Annotated in this window: 12 protein-coding genes; 5 read left to right on the top strand and 7 right to left on the bottom strand. The window is 41.2% G+C overall.

Annotated features, from left to right (window positions below; genetic code table 11):
* Window positions 1–20: 20 nt before the first annotated feature.
* From C2869_RS05245 to C2869_RS05230, 3 genes are all read right to left on the bottom strand, one after another.
* Window positions 21–761 (bottom strand): HNH endonuclease, encoded by a 741-nt coding sequence (locus C2869_RS05245; protein ID WP_108601955.1) that lies wholly within the window; start codon window positions 759–761, stop codon window positions 21–23.
* A gap of 1072 nt (window positions 762–1833) precedes the next feature.
* Window positions 1834–2862 carry a recombinase RecA gene (recA, locus tag C2869_RS05235; protein ID WP_108601953.1) on the bottom strand — a complete coding sequence of 343 codons (1029 nt, stop codon included), beginning with the start codon at window positions 2860–2862 and terminating at the stop codon, window positions 1834–1836.
* Window positions 2863–2991: 129 nt separating this feature from the next.
* Window positions 2992–3492 carry a CinA family protein gene (locus C2869_RS05230; RefSeq protein WP_108601952.1) on the bottom strand — a complete coding sequence of 167 codons (501 nt, stop codon included), beginning with the start codon at window positions 3490–3492 and terminating at the stop codon, window positions 2992–2994.
* Between the two features lie 336 nt (window positions 3493–3828).
* Here C2869_RS05230 and C2869_RS05225 point away from each other — a divergent pair, with 336 nt between their 5' ends.
* Complete coding sequence (locus C2869_RS05225; protein WP_199915630.1) at window positions 3829–8064, top strand: DEAD/DEAH box helicase; 4236 nt, start codon at window positions 3829–3831, stop codon at window positions 8062–8064.
* Window positions 8065–8328: 264 nt separating this feature from the next.
* Here the strand turns inward: C2869_RS05225 and C2869_RS05220 are convergent, their stop codons facing one another.
* Entirely contained in the window at window positions 8329–10011 is a 1683-nt protein-coding gene (locus C2869_RS05220) for a PKD domain-containing protein (RefSeq protein ID WP_228710768.1), read from the bottom strand.
* A 284-nt stretch (window positions 10012–10295) separates the two neighbouring features.
* Between C2869_RS05220 and C2869_RS05215 the strand changes: the two genes are divergently transcribed.
* Window positions 10296–12119, top strand: coding sequence for an ABC transporter ATP-binding protein (locus C2869_RS05215; protein ID WP_108601949.1), 1824 nt, complete (start codon window positions 10296–10298; stop codon window positions 12117–12119).
* Between the two features lie 80 nt (window positions 12120–12199).
* On the top strand, window positions 12200–13264 hold the full coding sequence (locus C2869_RS05210) for a GTP pyrophosphokinase (protein ID WP_108601948.1): 1065 nt from the start codon (window positions 12200–12202) through the stop codon (window positions 13262–13264).
* A gap of 13 nt (window positions 13265–13277) precedes the next feature.
* Here C2869_RS05210 and soxR read toward each other — a convergent pair whose 3' ends face one another.
* Entirely contained in the window at window positions 13278–13751 is a 474-nt protein-coding gene (gene soxR / locus C2869_RS05205) for a redox-sensitive transcriptional activator SoxR (protein ID WP_108601947.1), read from the bottom strand.
* Window positions 13752–13863: 112 nt separating this feature from the next.
* Here soxR and C2869_RS05200 point away from each other — a divergent pair, with 112 nt between their 5' ends.
* Entirely contained in the window at window positions 13864–14277 is a 414-nt protein-coding gene (locus C2869_RS05200) for a VOC family protein (RefSeq protein WP_108601946.1), read from the top strand.
* A 37-nt stretch (window positions 14278–14314) separates the two neighbouring features.
* Entirely contained in the window at window positions 14315–14815 is a 501-nt protein-coding gene (locus C2869_RS05195; protein ID WP_108601945.1) for a flavodoxin family protein, read from the top strand.
* Window positions 14816–14892: 77 nt separating this feature from the next.
* Here the strand turns inward: C2869_RS05195 and C2869_RS05190 are convergent, their stop codons facing one another.
* Together C2869_RS05190 and C2869_RS05185 are read right to left on the bottom strand one after the other, a co-directional pair.
* Window positions 14893–16383, bottom strand: a complete 1491-nt coding sequence (locus C2869_RS05190; protein ID WP_108601944.1) for a UxaA family hydrolase — start codon at window positions 16381–16383, stop codon at window positions 14893–14895.
* A complete protein-coding gene (locus C2869_RS05185) occupies window positions 16384–17841 on the bottom strand; it encodes a tagaturonate reductase (RefSeq protein ID WP_108601943.1) in 1458 nt (485 codons plus the stop codon).
* Window positions 17842–17979: the final 138 nt, after the last annotated feature.

The following is a 17979-nucleotide window of genomic DNA, read 5'->3' as shown; positions in this document are numbered from 1 at the left end:
ATGCCCCAAAATAGAAATAATTATATGATGGCTGTCCTGTTATTTCTCTTTGTTAAGTGCTCTTTCAACTTTTCAGGTTTCATTGCCGGTTTAGTTTTGTGTAACATTGCATGACAGTTTGGACATACTGGTACGAGATCGGTTTCTACGTTCAAACTGTACTCAGAACCAATTTCCGATAAGTCAATTAGGTGATGGATATGAATAAAGCCAGTACCTAAAGAACCATACATTTCTTCAAAATTAAAATCACATACAATACAGTTAACACCATGTACAACTATTGCTTTTTGCCTCGCGCTCGCGCTTCGCTCATATTTGTTTATGTAAGTTTGTATTACTTTACCTTCTATGAACTCAACTTCGTCAGGGTACACTGAATAAGCGTTTGATTGAACATTATGCTTGGTTTTCATATCTGCAATAACTTTTTCAATCGAAGTTCTACGCCCTTTTCCTAGAGAGTTATAGTAATTGACATGATGCGCTGTAGCCTGCAATGCAAGCTCAAATTGGTATAAACCATAATCTTTATAAATTGACTCAAGAAAATATATCGTAGAATACTCATTCATTGCTCTGGTGTGCCCAACACCTTTCATTAAGCTTCTAAAAATATTTATGTAGATCCTCGCAGAGCCATCAGACATTAACCCCTTGTCAGACGCTTCTTTAGCTGCTGACACCAAAGTTCTCTTTGAGTCATATACGTTCTTTGCTGCGTTGTAAATGAAATGAACACTAGATTCTGAAATTTTCATAAACTCTACATTCCTTGAATGTTAACCAGTTCCCACATTGCTCTTGGTACTTGACGCTCCGCATAACGGGCATAAAAAGACTTGGCTATAATAGTCAGTGTTGCTAATGAAGCCAATTTTTAAAATCCTTGCATTGATGCGTTTGTTAGCTTTCAAGTTTATAAGCAGCGTTGTTACAATGAAAACATATCATAACTCTTTGAGGATCATGCTTAGAGCTTCGTCCCCAAGCTCTAAATCTATTAGAGTTACAATAATTACATCTGATACCGAAATTCGTTTTACACGATGGATATTTACGTAAATATTCCTCTAATGTAGGAATAGCTTCCCATTCACTTTGCTCTTTAGTTAGCTGTTTATTCTCACGTCCTAATAAGGCTATGTAAAATAAGAAAAAAACGAATATAACACCGAGAATGATTTCCATATGTGACATCCAAATTGAAAGCTAACAACTTATTGGTCAGGATTCGTAGTTTCTATGGTTCATTCCGAACCACAAATCCATCTATAAAAACTAAATTTCAACAACTTAGTAAATTTAAAATTAAAGTCAACCACTAATTTTTATTGTAGAAAACGAGTCTTAGAATTATCGAGAGTCAAATGTCCTATTATGTAAATTAATAAATATTTAAAAGTCATTAACTTAGGCCTTAATCTTGTACAAATTAACTCTAATATCTTAATCAGGCATACCTTTACAATGACGTAAACATCAACAACAGCCCGCACTAAATTCAAACCTCGGCTGGCGGTGGTTTAATCTCTGTTAGCGGATACTTAGGTGTTATGCAGATAAATCTGCACCTACAGGGATGTAGGAAGTGCCGAGCGTTCTGGTATAAGGATTTTCTGATTCCTGTCCTCCTAATAGTCTTCGTAATAACTCTTTTGGTAATCTTGCTCTTTCGGTCAGAAAGGTTTGCAGGCTCCGCAAGCATAAATGCTCGCCCACGAGAGCTTGATACTTTGCTATGAAATAAACGTTCGGCCGTTAACCAAAAAGCCCCGCTTTAAGCGGGGCTTTTTAAATTATAGCTGACTGTAGCAGTAACCTTGCTCTCACTTAAGCTTCAGTTTCGACTTCGTCTTCTTCTGTTGGTGCCGCTTTAACTAACAATAAGTTACGTAGCTTAGTTTCAATGTCGTTGGCAATTTCAACATTCTCTTGTAAAAACTTAGTACAGTTTGCTTTACCTTGACCGATGCGATCACCATTGTAGCTATACCAAGCACCTGCTTTTTCGACAAAGCCGTTTTTCACACCTAAATCTAATAACTCAGCTTCTTTACAAACACCAGCGCCATACATAATTTGGAATTCGGCTTGTTTAAATGGCGGAGCGACTTTGTTTTTAACCACTTTAACTCGGGTTTCGTTACCTGTGACTTCGTCGCCATCTTTTACTGCCCCAATACGACGGATATCTAAACGTACTGATGCATAGAATTTAAGTGCGTTACCGCCCGTAGTGGTTTCAGGGTTACCAAACATAACACCTATCTTCATACGGATTTGGTTAATGAAGATACACAGGGTATTTGATTTTTTAATATTGGCCGTTAGCTTACGTAAAGCTTGTGACATTAAGCGAGCTTGCAAACCAACGTGAGAGTCACCCATTTCGCCTTCAATTTCAGCTTTAGGCGTTAATGCGGCAACGGAGTCAACGATAATCACATCAACCGCACCAGAGCGAACTAACATGTCAGCAATTTCTAGTGCTTGCTCACCGGTATCGGGTTGCGAAACTAATAATTCGTCAACATTAACCCCAAGTTTTTGAGCGTAAATAGGGTCTAGTGCATGTTCAGCATCAACGAAAGCACAGGTTTTACCCATTTTTTGTGCTTGAGCGATTGTTTCTAGCGTTAAGGTTGTTTTACCTGACGATTCAGGGCCGAAGATTTCGATAATACGGCCACAAGGTAAACCACCTATACCTAATGCAATATCTAAACCCAGTGAACCCGTTGAAACACTTTCGATATCCATAGTGGTGTTATCACCAAGGCGCATGATAGAACCTTTACCGAATTGACGTTCAATTTGGCTTAAGGCAGCCGTTAACGCTTGTTTTTTGTTATCGCTCATTATTCGCTCCGCTGTGAACCTATTAAAAAGCTAACGCTTAATTTCTCTGTCTGTTTTTAATCAGTATATGCTTTGTTATATACTGTATTAATTAACAGTAAGTATACTGTTTAATTATCCAGTATCAAGTTATTTTTTACTGGATACGATTTCTTTTAATTGTTGCAGGGCAAATTCTATTGCTTGACCACGTACAGATTGGCGATCACCTGCAAAGTTTTTCTCTATAACTAAGGTGTCACTGTCTTTTTGGGCAAATGCGAACATAACAAATCCCACTGGCTTTGCTTCTGTACCACCGTCTGGGCCAGCAACTCCGCTAACGGCGATAGCATAATCTGTTTCCGCTTGACTTAATGCTGATATTGCCATGGCATTGACGGTAGATTCACTAACCGCACCGTGCTGTTCCAAGATAGTTTCAGGAATATTCAACAAATTAACTTTCGCTGCATTGCTATACGTTACCCAAGACTGAGTAAAATACGCTGAGCTACCTGGTATTTCTGTTAGTGCCATCGCAATACCGCCGCCCGTACAAGACTCTGCTGTTGCCACGGTTTTATTATCTTGCTTTAGTAACTCACCCACTTCACTAGAAAGGATAGTAATTGCTGACCAGTTTTCCATTTTGCTAATTCCTACAATATTTATTTGGCAGCGATTGTAGTGAGGTTATGGTGCCGACTCAATCATTTGTTGCTGCTTACCTTGAGATTTTAAGCCTTTTTAACCTTAATGTTTGTGCACATACGATTGAGCAAAATAACAAAACATTTACTGAAACCTAGTGCTGTCTTTAAATAACTAAAGGTTATTTAAAGCTCAATCCGTACGCCAAAAATGCCAACCCTCTTTATGCATGTTGGGTACTTTTATAAATGTAACTTGTTCATTGCCATAGACAATGCTAGTTTGCGTTTCCATCTAATTATGCGCGTTGACCACAGTAACAAAAAGCTCCTCATGTTAATTAACCAATCACTCCATCAGCAAATAGAAGATTTATTCCAACAATACTTAACCTTGAGTGAAGATATTCAAGCAATCATTAAAATATTAGCGGTGATCTATAAACCCGTTGGGGCAGGCAAATTTAATGAATTACTTAAGGAGTTGCAGCGCGCAGGCATTTTTAATACCCAGCCCAGTATCAAGCCGCTATCCAAGGAGCAAAAACAGCACTTAGTGCAACTGGGGTTCATAACCAATGACAAGATGGGATTGCGTATTAATTTACTGCTGGCCAATCGTTTAACTCAAATAAGTATTGAAGAAGATAGTTATAAAAGCATATTGCATTACGGTGAGAAAGTTGTGCCAGTTGCTTCAACCTTGGAGTGGCAAAACAAGCAAATTAATGAACAGCGTATATTTCGCGACATGTACTTTTTAGGTTCGCTTGAACAGCTCGAATCAGTGCTTGAGTTCAACAAAAACCCTCAAATAATTAATGTCGACAAAAACCAACTTTTGGTGCACTTGTTTTTTATTCCCTTCAATTTAGATACATTTTTAAAGCTACCCAACTCCATTCAGTATCAAAGTTTTGCGACTTGGCTAATTGCTAAAAAAGATGCTGGAGTTGAATGCGATTACATTTGCCAACTAATGCGACAGGTTATTAACCACAACCCAAGCAACCAAGCATTGCAGCATTTATTGGCAGAAACCCTATTATTACGCGGCGATATTTACGCTTGCCAGCAATTATTAACTGATGACGATCCCTCTTGTTGGGGTTTGCAACTGCGGGCTAGCATGCAGTTTTTACAAGGCCAATTCGCCAACGCGTTGCAAACCTTTGAACTCGCCTTTAAAGCGAAAAACAAAATTTCGCGGCGCAAAAAGCAGTACTTATCCGGCCCCTTGGGTTTATTTTATAAGCTGTGTTTAGTCATTCAAGCTAACCAACAAGACGGCAGTTTATACGAAAAAGTCCTCAAGCAAATTGATTATGAAGAAGATGACTACCGCAATATGAGTCGAGGCTGGGCAGCCGTTAACCATAGTTTAATGAGAGGTATTATTTGTTTATCTAACGGTAATAAATATAGTGACCGTCAAGGGGCTTACAATAATAGACTTACCCAGTATAAATTGGCTGAATCCGTGGTTTTACTCACTAACTCCTTACTTGCCTATTGGGTCAACCAAGAATTGTCAACCAGTGAACGCGCGGAATTGGATAATAGTTTAGCGCAGTTTAACCAACTCGGGTTTGAGCTATACGCCACCTTTGCTAAACAACTCATCAATACGTTAGATAACCAACAAGTGTATGCGCTACCGTCTAATGTGCTTAACTTGCCAGAACAAATTTCACCACAAGCTGACTGGGATATTGCTTTAGATAAATTATTGGCCTTAAACCCAGGTAAATCCGCCACAGCAACGCCAACAGAGCCAGTTGCCGCAAAACCCATGCGCATGATTTGGGAATTACATGAAGATTTTGAAGGCTATCGGATCAAACCGCGTGAACAAAAGGCAACGCGCAAAGGCTGGGGCAAAGGCCGTAACGTCGCGTTAAAACGTTTATACCAAGATGCCTCGCAATTTGATTATTTAACCGAGCAAGACCTTAAGCTATGTCGTGCTATTGAGGCTTATCAAGGTTGGGGCTATCACAGCTCTACTGAATATTCTTTAAGCGGCCTTAGTGCATTACAAGCCGCAATTGGCCACGAAAACTTATATTTAGCCGACGATCTCAGTGCACCAATCGAACTACAACAAAAAGAGCCTGAATTGCTCGTTAGCCAGCAAGGTGATCAATATTGCTTAAGTATTGCCGATCTCCCCGAAACCTATACCGAGCTAAATAACGACGAGAACTTTACTTTGCGTGAAGACTCGCCAGAGCGTTGGCATTTAACTGTATTTAGTACTGAGCATATGCGCGTGGCCAATATTATTGGCGACTGCGGCTTGTTGGTTCCGTCCAGTGCCAAAGAAAAAGTTCTTGCCAGTATTTCGGCTATTGCGCCTTTTCTTAACATTCAATCAGATATTAGCGAGCTAGATACAGGTTTAGAGTCGGTTACTTGTGATAGCGACTTAGTCATCAACATTCAGCCGTATCAATCGGGGCTAGAATTTACCTGCTTAGTTATGCCGTTTGGCGAACAGGGGCCTGCCTTTAAGCCTGGTATTGGCAACGCTAATATGACGACAGAGTTAAACGGCCAGCGCATTGCCACGCAGCGCGATCTGCAAGCCGAAGAGCAATTATTAGATCAACTTGATCAGTATTGTCCCGCATTTTTAACCATGTACGACAACAGCTTAGCACTTGAGGATTTACCGCAGGCGTTAGAAGCATTGCAACAACTAGAACAGATAGCCACCCAAGAAAACAACCCCATCGCATTAAAGCTAAGATGGCCCAAAGGCAAAAAATTTAGCCTAAGTAAACCACTTGAAAGCCAGCATTTACAGTTAAAAGTAGGTAAGTCTACCGAATGGTTTGATCTCAGTGGTGAGTTACAAATAAGTGAAGAGCAAGTCATTGATTTTCGTCAATTATTAAAACTAGTAGCCAGCAGTAATGGCCGCTTTATTCAACTCGACGAATCACAAATTATTGCCTTGTCTGACGACTTACGCGCCAAGTTAGAGCAACTCAATCACGCCACGGATGAAGGTCGCTTCCATCAGTTAGCCAGCGGCCAAATTTTAGAAGCCACCCAAGGCATGCGATTAAAACCCCTGCATAGCTGGGAAAAACAAACGCAAAAGATGCACCAAGCGAATGAAATTAATCCGCAAGTGCCAAGTACCTTACAAGCGGAATTGCGCGATTATCAGCTAGAAGGTTTTGATTGGGCATCGCGCCTCGCCCATTGGGGCGCTGGCGCCTGTTTAGCTGACGACATGGGTTTAGGTAAAACGTTACAAGCGTTAGCCGTTATTTTATCCCGCGCCAGCCAAGGGGCAACTTTGGTGATCGCGCCCACTTCGGTTTGTTTCAATTGGCAACAAGAAGCTCATAAATTTGCCCCAACCTTAAATGTAAAAATGTTTGCCGAAGCAACAACAGGTGAACAGCGTGAACAATTGCTCGATAACCTTGCCCCGTTTGATTTAGTCATTATTAGCTATGGTTTACTGCTACGTGAAAGCGACAAACTCAAGCAAATCAAATGGCAGACTATTATCGCCGACGAAGCGCAAGCATTAAAAAATCCGCTAGCTAAGCGAACGCAAGCAGCCTGCGCTTTAAAAGCGGATTTTAGAATGATCACCACAGGCACGCCGATTGAAAATAACCTAACCGAGCTATGGAGCTTATTCCGTTTTGTTAACCCCGGGTTATTAGGCAATTTAAAACAATTTGGCGCACGCTTTGCGTTTCCTATCGAAAATGTCAAAGAAGACAAAATTGCCGCTCGCAAAGCCAGCCAAGGCTTAAAAACCTTGATCCAGCCGTTTATTTTACGCCGCATGAAAAATCAGGTACTCACGGAATTACCGCCTCGTACCGAGATTAATATTGCGATTGAACTAAGCGACAAAGAAAAAGCCTTTTACGAGGCTTTGCGTTTAAACGCTATCGACAATCTTATGGCTGCCAGCGACACCGCCAATGCCGGCGAACAACGTATTAAAATGCTCGCTGAATTAGTCAAACTACGCCAAGCTTGTTGCCACCCTAAACTCGTGATGGCCGAAAGTGATCTGCCCAGCGCTAAATTAGCCGCACTAGATGAGTTAGTGCAGGAGCTAAAACAAAACAAACATAAGGCGCTCATTTTTAGCCAATTTGTTGGCCACTTGCAGTTAATTAAACAGCATTTAGATCAAACAGGGATCAGCTATCAATACCTTGATGGCTCTACCCCACAAAAAGAGCGAGCCAAACGGGTTAACGCCTTTCAAAATGGTGAAGGTGATGTGTTCTTAATCAGCCTAAAAGCCGGTGGTTCGGGATTAAACTTAACCGCGGCAGATTACGTTATTCATATGGATCCTTGGTGGAACCCAGCAGTAGAAGAACAAGCTTCTGATCGCGCACATCGTATGGGACAGCAACGACCTGTCACCATCTATCGTTTAATCAGCAAAAATACCATTGAAGAACGCATAGTCGCCTTGCATCAACATAAGCGCGATCTTGCCGACCAATTGCTCGCCGGTAATGATCAAGTCAGTAAACTATCGGTAGAAGAAATGCTTGGCTTGCTGAAGGAAGAGTTTTAAAAAATAATACATGCTAAATTGTAGGGTCGGTTTTATACCGATTAACACAGCGTATCTATCAAATCCTGCATTTGCAGGAATAAATCCTGCCCTACCTGAATACCTTGTAGGGTCGATTTCACATCGGCAAACCTTGTGTTAGCCGAAATAAATTCTGCCCTACAAATTCGTCCCAGCAATGGAACGGGAGAACGGGTCTTTAATCTCGCACGCTTTTCTACTTAGAGTACTAATCAAAATTAAATAGAAACCGTACTAATAAGATTATTGTGCGTTTACCTCAACTGTTACCTCAATTTGGCGGGTAAACGTATCCTGATGATAATTTTGATCCGTAACCGTTAGCTTAACTTGATACTCACCTGCTTGCGCATAGGTATGCGTTGGATTAGGTAAATTTGAGCTTGTGCCATCACCTAAAGTCCAATGCCAGTTAAGCACTTGGCTATCGGTTTGGCTATTGTCTGTCAAAGCTATTTGATAGCCATTTTGTTCAAGGGTGAAATGACTCAGTACCCCTTGCTCAAACAATTTAATTTTAACGGTTTTAAACGCATCAACCACATCTTGTTCTGAGCCTCCAACAGCAACGGCTTGCTGTTTAATACATTGCGCCGCATCTGGTAACGAACTTGACGGCAGCCAGCAATGTTTGGCGGCGTTTAAATAAGCGTGGTAGGCAGGCTCGATACCCCACTGTTGGCTCAGCAAATAAAACGGGTAGGTCAACATGCCTATCCGTCGATAGTAATTATCTTGCGCGGCGTCATAGTCCAAAAAGCTGGCTATAGCTCCATGCTCGGTTTTAATCCGGTCAAGCTGTCTCACCCAGCCGTGATTCTCACCGCCATGCAACCAATCAAGTTGCCCTGTCATCTCGTATTTAGCCATTACACCACTGATATCAGCAAAAGCTTCATGTAGCGTTTTAGCATCAGGACTCAAGTCGTTAACCCAAGGATCTAAGGCAGAAATACGGGTTAATACACCATGAGCGACTTCATGAGCCACTGAATCCAGCGATAAGGTTGAATATTGTAAAGGATATGCATCAGAAAAATTTGCGTAAGCCCCATCCCAATAAGCGTAAGATCGCCAACTTGCCGCATAATGCGCTCGAATACGTATTTTGTCGTTTAGGGGCGGCTCACCGAAGTATTTTACAAAAGCGTCATACACCAAGGTGCCATAAAACATTGCATCATTCAGGGTTGAATACGTCCAAACACCAATGTCATCGGCGATCTCTCTATGGCTGTTTACAGGCTCAGCATCACACGCAAACTCATACGCAGGATACAAATCATCGTCAGCCACATTCGCAGATGAATTATCCGTGCGATTATGCCAATCTTCATCTCGCTCATTGGCCATATCAATGACACTGACTAAACCATTGTCTAACCGACAAATACCATTCTGGCGAACAATACTAATTAACGGTCTATCATCACCATAATACCAAGACGTTTGTTCGTTACCACCCGCCCCAGCCATTTGCGCATTGCCAATAAAATCATCAAACCGAAAATGAACCCCTTGTTCTGCTCGACCCAATGAGTTGGCTACGTAAACCTTGATAAATCTCACGTCACTTGGAAAGCTAGTGCCATTATCGACAGTCAGATTTTGTAATTGGCTTATTTCACTTTGTTGAAAAGGCTCACCTAGGGGATCGCCATTGGCATCAGCCCAATACAAAAACACGTGAGAAATACCGTGCGCTAAAAAAGGTTCTGAAATTGGCTGTGCTGTATTAGTTTGTAATAACATCTCACCGCCCAACAGCCCTATTTGCGGATCGTGATCACGAAAGATAACTCGCGAAATGACATTGTCTGGAATGTCAGAAGGCTGATTAGCTTGTGGGGGCGTTTCTTCATTTTCACCGCCATTTTCTGCGCCGCTATTTTTTCCACCACTACAAGCATTCAAAAAAAGCGTCACACTCAACACTAACACAACAGGTCTTAAAATATTTCGAAGGGAATATATCATTAACTTTGTCCATAAATTGCTTCACTAACAGGTACGACCACCTGTGCAAGACAACAATTTAACAGTTATGACTTTGGGGTGTTGTAATTAAATGTAATTGCGTTAACAGCTTAACCTTTGCAATTAATCGCTTTTTGTTCAGTAAAAGACACTGGCAGCCTGCTAATTTAGCGGCGTGTTGTGTGAATCAATGCTAGTATGCGGCCATCGTTTTTATTGGCTTTTTCCCTAATATGTTCCGACTGTTTGAAAGTTTCACCAAACCTTTTCCTGAGCAACAATCTGACAAGCCGCCTAGCTCGTTAGTCGCGTTTTGTTTGTATTATTCACGCGGTTTTAAATTACCGTTAATTTTAATGTCATTACTCAGTGCGGCCATCGCGATCGCCGAAGTGACATTATTAGGTTATATGGGTGAACTGGTCGATATTTTAAGCAGCCAAGATAAAGCAACTTTTTGGCAAGATCAGGGCGATCGCCTATGGCCAATGCTCATTTTATTAGTTATCGGTATGCCGTTACTTAGTTTGTTGCATGCCTTACTGACCCATCAAACCTTGCTTGGCAATTATCCTATGTCTATCCGCTGGTTAATGCACAAGTATTTATTAAAACAAGGCGTTGGCTTTTTCCAACGTGATTTTGCTGGCCGCGTAGCAACCAAAGTGATGCAAAGTGCACTGGCCGTGCGTGAGTCGGTAATGAAGCTACTGGATGTTTTAGTTTATATTTCGGTTTATTTTCTTTCTATGCTGTGGCTGATGGCTTCATCCGACTTTTTGATGATGCTGCCTATCCTGATTTGGCTGATTTTGTATATTGTGATCCAAAGCTTTTTCGTGCCTAAGCTAAAGCAAGTGGCAACCGAGCAAGCCGATGCGCGAGCCGAAATGACCGGACGAGTGGTCGATAGCTACACCAATATATCAACCGTTAAACTGTTCGCTCATTCGCAACGTGAGATCCAGTATGCGGAATCCAGCATGAAAGGTTTTCTTAAAACCGTGTATCGGCAAATGCGCTTGGTAACTCGCTTAGTTATCAGTGTCGATCTAATTAATTACACCTTGCTGTTAGCCGTTGCCTGTTTATCAATTTACTTATGGTTAGAGTCGGCGATCACCGTCGGAATTATCGCAGTTGCCATCAGTTTGGCTTTACGCGTGCAAGGTTTATCCAAATGGATAATGTGGGAAGTTAGCAGCCTATTTGAAAATATAGGCACAGTTATCGACGGTAAAAATACCGTATCAAAAGAAGTAGAAATTAAAGATTTACCCAACGCCGCAAACCTTGAAGTTAACCAAGGCGCGATTAGTTTTAACAATATTAGCTTTCAGTACAACAAAGAAAAACCGGTATTCCAACAGCTTAATATCGATATTCAACCCGGTGAAAAAGTCGGTATTGTCGGGCGCTCTGGTGCGGGTAAATCAACCTTGGTTAATTTACTAATGCGCTTTTTCGACATTAATGACGGCAGCATAACCATAGATGGCAAAAACATATCGGAAGTTGAACAAGAATCGCTGCGCCAACAGATAGGCATGGTTACGCAAGATACGTCGTTACTGCACCGCTCTATTAAAGAAAATATTTTATACGGCGATCCCAATGCCGACGAGCAAGCTTTAATTGAAGCGGCAAAACAAGCTCATGCACACGACTTTATCACCGAATTAGAAGACGATAACGGTAATCAAGGTTATGACGTGCAAGTTGGCGAGCGCGGCGTTAAGTTATCTGGCGGTCAACGACAACGCATCGCCATTGCTCGGGTATTACTAAAAAATGCGCCGATACTGGTTATGGATGAAGCCACATCGGCCCTCGACTCAGAGGTAGAATCAGCCATCCAAGAAAACCTAGAAGCGCTCATGCAAGGGAAAACCGTTATCGCAATTGCCCATCGTTTATCCACTATTGCTGCTATGGATAGGTTAATTGTGATGGACAAAGGCCAAGTTATCGAACAAGGTAGCCACCAAGAATTACTAGCCAAAGGCGGAGTTTATGCGCAATTATGGCAACGCCAAACAGGCGGCTTTTTAGTTTAGTTGGTTTAGCTTGGCGGTTAGCTTTATTTAAAAGCAAATAGTAAGTAACTGGAAAATTGGTCATAAGGTGAAAAGTTTAAGTGGTCAACGAAAACTACGGAAAAAGTAAACAATATTTAACTTTTTCACGTAAACAAGTTGAAAAAGCCGGTCGTGTTATCCGTAAAAAAGAGGGTGACTTTGAACAGGCTATTGCGGTTATTCAAAGCTATCGTGCCACTCATCTTTACCCTCTGCAAATTATAAAAAACTTAGTTTCGAAGCACGTACGAAAACTCGGCATGCTTGAAACAGCAACCGTGGTCAGGCGATTAAAACGTCTGCCAACTATTGTCGATAAATTGCAGCGTAAATCTTTAGATGGCAAAACCGACAATGCCATTAGTTTGAAACGCATGCATGATATTGGCGGTTGTCGCGTTATTGTCGATTCGTTAGACGATTTAACTAAACTCAGTTCAAGTCTAGACAGCAGTCGTACTAAACACGGAGTTAAAGTGTACGACTATATTGAACAGCCCAAAACAACAGGCTATCGAGGTATTCATCGGGTTTATAAAAGTTATGAACATCTCGACAATCATGCATGGAAGGGGTTTCAGATTGAAGTTCAATTGCGAACCCGCTTACAACATCTTTGGGCAACAACAGTTGAAATTGTCGACATCATTGAAAAAGAAACGTTAAAAACCAACCCGCAGGCAGCAAATGAAAGCTGGAAAAGGTTCTTTGTCATTATGGGAGAGTTTTTAGCGGTCAAGGACGGAGCTTTTACACTCAGCCCTGAAACTATTGCCAGCTATAAGCAAGAGCTTATTCAGTTAAATGAGCAGCTATCGGCTTTTCATAAACTCGATGTGTTTAATAAAGCATTCACATTAGATGAATTAAAGAAGAAATCCAAAGACACGGGTTACACACTTCTGATATACAACTTTGAAAATCAAACGGGTAGCGCCTACTTCTATAGCGCAAGTAAAAAAGCTGTAGCCTTACAGCGTTACGCTGAGCTTGAAAAAAATAACCATTTCAACGTGTTACTTGTTGCTGGGCAAGATCTAAAATCGATAGAAAAAGCCTACCCCAACTATATCAACGACACCTCTGAGTTTCTTGCAGAATTTAGCCGCATCTTGTTGTCATAAACAAGCTTTACGCCTATTTATTATCCCGCATTATGACTCTATCGTCGTTCTTGTCTAAAATAACCGCGCCACTCCCCTGTTCTGCCAATATGTCTTCAGGGTTATACATAGGGCAATGGTTTAGCGATAAACAGCCACAACCAATACAACCGGTTAATAGATCACGTAAATTCGTTAAATAATTAATGCGTTGATTTAGGTCTTGCTGCCATTGGTTAGATAAATTTTGCCAATCATTTTTAGTGGGTGTGCGGTTATTGGGTAAAGCAGCAAAAGCTTGTTTGATACTGTCCAAGCTGACTCCGAGTTTTTGCGCCGCTTTGATAATTGCGATCCGTCTTAGCACTTCAGGATGATAACGTCGTTGATTACCGGCATTACGCCAGCTGTATATTAATGCTTTGTCTTCATAAAAATGCAGTGTCGATACTTTTACGCCACAACGTTTAGCCACATCACCGACACTCAATTCTCGTTCTTTTGCCATAACGACTTGCCTCCTACATTTTAGACATTGTAAAAAAGTTAAAAAAAGGTCTTTACCTCAAGTTAACTTGAGGTTTTATAGTAACGCTAACTTTTACAAAGGAGAACAAGAAATGCACTTAGAACACTTAAATTTAGTTGTCCAAGATTTAGATAGCACCTTAGCCTTTTACCAAGCGGCTTTCCCACAATGGCATGTAAGAGGGCAAGGCACACAAAAATGGTATGGAACCGAGCGCCGTTGGTTACATTTTGGCGATGACTTTCAATACTTAACCTTTTGCGACAATGGCACTGGAGAAAATCGTAATTTACAAACCAACACCATTGGCTTATCGCATTTTGCTTATGTCACACAAAACCTTGATGCAACTGTCACACGGCTTGCAGCTGCAGGTTTCTTACACAGTAAAGATGGCAATAACACTCAATATCGCAAGAATATTTACTTTAACGACCCCAATGGCTTTGAAGTTGAATTCGTCGAGTATTTATCTGATTTACCTAATGAGCGAAATGAATATTGATCGTCGATCTCAAGCATAGCAAAAAGGAGAACAACCAGTGAAAAGCGTGATTATTTTAGGCACAAGCCGTAACCAAGGAAATACAGCACATCTTACCCAATACATAGCAACACAAATCAATGCAGAGGTAATCGACTTAGCGACGTATCACATTCAACCTTACGATTATGAACACAATAATCAAGATGATGACTTTGCAACCTTGATCCAACACTTGCTAGGCTATGATCAATGGATATTTGCCTCGCCAATTTATTGGTATTCGCCGAGTGCCACCATGAAGTTATTTTTAGACCGTATGTGTGACTTAATTGAAGTCGATAAAAGCCGCGGACGGGCACTAAAAGATAAGTTCAGTCGTGTGATTGCCACTGGTGCAGCTGAACAAGCTGATGATGGTTTTGAGGCGATTTTCAGTCAAACGTCCAGCTACTTTGCTATGCAATACCAAGGTATGCTGTATTGTCGCTGTCAATCCAGTTTTGAGGTTGATAAACATAACGAGGCGATTGAACAATTTACTCAGCAATTACAGTAACGACTGCTTATCCTATAAAAAAGCGGTAGAGTAATGCGTATACCCTACCGCTTATTTTTGCAAACTCGCCATTCAATTTACAATGTAACGCCGTTTTTCCAGATAGCCACTTCACGAATATTGTTAATTTCGTTTTTCACTGGCTCGCCATTACAAGTGCGTACCAGTAAATCGATAAACTCTTGTAGTAACTCCTCCATAGATGTATCTGTCACTAACTTACCGGCATCAAAATCAATCCAGCGCTTTTTCTTAGCCGCTAATTCTGAGTTAGTTGCAATTTTCATGGTGGGCACAAAGCCACCGTATGGTGTGCCACGGCCAGTAGTAAACAACACCATATGACAACCACTTGAAGCTAATGCACTGGTCGCAATCGCATCGTTACCTGGCGCGTCCAACAAATTTAAGCCTGGCGTCGATAAACGTTCACCATACTTTAATACCGCTTGCACTGGGCTTAATCCCGCTTTTTGCGTACAGCCTAATGATTTATCCTCAAGCGTTGAAATACCGCCTTTCTTGTTACCCGGTGATGGGTTTTCGTAAATTGGCTGGTCATGCTTTTTATAGTAACGCTTAAAGCCATTGACCATATTAACTAAATCATTAAAGGTTGCTTCGTCTTTACAGCGTTGCATTAAAATTGTTTCAGCACCAAACATCTCTGGTACTTCAGTTAATACGGTTGTTCCACCACGCTGGATTAAATAATCCGAGAATTGACCTAATAATGGATTAGCCGTTATGCCTGACAAGCCATCACTGCCACCGCATTCCAAACCAAATTTCACTTCAGATAAGCGACCATCAACCCGTTTGTCATTACGCATACTTTGATAAATGCTTTCCATTAGCTCAAGGCCGGCTTCTACTTCATCTTCAACCAATTGCGAGGTCAAAAATTTAATGCGGTCTTTGTCATAGTCGCCTAGGCCAGCTTCAAACATAGCGATTTGATTATTTTCGCAGCCCAAACCGACAATCAAAACACCACCGGCATTAGGATGACGGGCCATATTTTGTAACAAACCACGCGTATTGACTAAGTCATCACCTAGCTGTGAACAGCCAAATTGATGAGGAAAAACATGTACGCCATCAATTTCTAAATCAGGGTGTTCTTGTAAAAACTCGGTGACCATCTGCTTTGACACACCATTAACACAACCCACAGTAGGAATAACCCAAAGCTCGTTACGAATGGCAATTTCACCATTATCGCGGCGATAAATTTGCACTTGTGGTGAATCATCCGCTAATAAATTAGCTTGATTACCTTCTGGCAAATAGGTGTACTGCAACTCGTCATGTAAATTGGTTTTGACATTTTCAACGTGGATCCAATCGCCTGCTTGTACCGGTTTTAACGCATGCCCAATTGGTGCACCATATTTAATAACATCACTACCTTCAGCTAAAGCTTGCAATGCCACTTTATGGCCCTTATCAATATCTTGAGTCGGCGTAACGCTAAGCCCATCAAATTCGTATTTGATACCTTGCGACAATGGCGCTAAAGCAATAGCAACATTGTCTGTTTCATGCAGGCGAATTAAGTGTTTCATTTAAGGCTCCAACACCTGAGTTAAAGTTTTGCGAACTCCATGCTCGATAATATTTTCTAATGCTTGGCTAACTGCCGCATGCAATCCATTAATTTGAGTTAAGTCTTGTCCCCAATGCCACTCGGCAGACAGCACATCCGCCACCAATTGCTGCAATGATTTTTCACCGACTGCATAGGCTTGCCACGCATCGGCAAATAGGGCTAACCATTTTTCGCTATCACTTAGCTCAATGCTTTCTTCACCACGCTTACCGCTATACATAAGTATCTGTCCGGCAATAGCATGCGCCATTAGGCTCGGCACTTGACCATTTTTTTCAATTGATTTTAATAACTGCGGCACGAGTCGTGTTTGCACTTTAGTCATGCTATTGAGCGAAATAGAGATCAGTAAGTGATGGATAAATGGGTTTTGGAAACGTTTAATCACATCACCGGCAAAACTTTCTAATTCATCTTTAGGTAGGTCAAGCGTGGGAATAATTTCATTAAATACCAATTGATTTACATAGTTTTCAAATAGCGGATCCGCCATAGCTTCACCCACGGCATTTAACCCTGCCATATAAGCTAATGGCACTAGTGCTGAATGAGCACCATTTAAAATTGCCACTTTACGCTGCTTGTACGGATAAATGTCGTCAACCAGTTGAATATTTAAACTGCTATCGTGCAAGCACAATACATCGGCTAATTCAGCCGGACCTTGGATCACTAACAGATAATAGTATTCAGCACTCACCATAAAATCATCTTGGTAACCAAGCTGCTGTTGCAGTTTAGCCTCTTCACCATGTGGGAAGCCCGTAACAATGCGATCAACCAAAGTCGAACAAAAGTGGTTAGCGTTTTCTATCCATGCAGTAAAACCACTCTCTAACTGCCAGTGCGAGCAATATTGCAACACAACCTCTTTAAGTTTCTCGCCGTTATAGTCAATCAATTCACACGGAATAATCATTAAGCCAGCGTCTTTAGCGCCATTAAAGTGCTGATAACGCTTATATAACCATTGCGTTAGTTTGGCTGGAAACGCGCTAGCTGGTGCATCAGCCAATTTATCTGATTCGACAAACTCAATGCCAGCTTCCGTGGTGTTCGAAACAATAATTTTTAGCTCTGGACTCTCAGCCAATGCCATGTACTTAGCAAATTCATCTTTAACAACGATCTCTTCGTTTACACAAGTTATCAATTGTACTTGCTCAGTCGTTTCGCCTTGTTCGTTAATACCGCGAACCAAAGTGGTGAATAAGCCGTCTTGACTATTCAATGAAGGACGCGAGCTGGATCCAGTCGATCGAATAATGCTAATACCCGCATTAAGACCGTGTTCATTGTTCAAATGCTCAATTTGCCAGTCGATAAAGGCACGTAAAAAGTTGCCACTACCAAATTGCATAATCTTGGTAGGGAACTGATTTGACTTAAAATTTTGTCTATTGAGCTGCTTCATACTAAATCCAGTACTTAAAAATATTGTATACAAGGCCACCTAAACAGCGGCGAGCTAAAAATTTAATTAGTTTTAACCTAATTATTATAGCTGTAATTTAAACATAAATAGGGTTAAATATAAATCAATAAATTCAAA

The sequence above is a fragment of the Saccharobesus litoralis genome (assembly GCF_003063625.1).
GTDB classification, from domain to species: Bacteria; Pseudomonadota; Gammaproteobacteria; order Enterobacterales; family Alteromonadaceae; genus Saccharobesus; species Saccharobesus litoralis.
The sequence above is the reverse complement of the archived record's forward strand: the minus strand, read 5'-3'. Positions and strand labels throughout refer to the sequence as shown.

Excerpts from the sequence above, each read along its gene's own strand:
- C2869_RS05245 (WP_108601955.1), bottom strand. The coding sequence starts at position 761 with ATGAAAATTTCAGAATCTAGTGTTCATTTCATTTACAACGCAGCAAAG.
- recA (WP_108601953.1), bottom strand. The coding sequence starts at position 2,862 with ATGAGCGATAACAAAAAACAAGCGTTAACGGCTGCCTTAAGCCAAATT.
- C2869_RS05230 (WP_108601952.1), bottom strand. The coding sequence starts at position 3,492 with ATGGAAAACTGGTCAGCAATTACTATCCTTTCTAGTGAAGTGGGTGAG.
- C2869_RS05225 (WP_199915630.1), top strand. The coding sequence starts at position 3,829 with ATGTTAATTAACCAATCACTCCATCAGCAAATAGAAGATTTATTCCAA.
- C2869_RS05215 (WP_108601949.1), top strand. The coding sequence starts at position 10,296 with ATGTTCCGACTGTTTGAAAGTTTCACCAAACCTTTTCCTGAGCAACAA.
- soxR (WP_108601947.1), bottom strand. The coding sequence starts at position 13,751 with ATGGCAAAAGAACGAGAATTGAGTGTCGGTGATGTGGCTAAACGTTGT.
- C2869_RS05200 (WP_108601946.1), top strand. The coding sequence starts at position 13,864 with ATGCACTTAGAACACTTAAATTTAGTTGTCCAAGATTTAGATAGCACC.
- C2869_RS05190 (WP_108601944.1), bottom strand. The coding sequence starts at position 16,383 with ATGAAACACTTAATTCGCCTGCATGAAACAGACAATGTTGCTATTGCT.
- C2869_RS05185 (WP_108601943.1), bottom strand. The coding sequence starts at position 17,841 with ATGAAGCAGCTCAATAGACAAAATTTTAAGTCAAATCAGTTCCCTACC.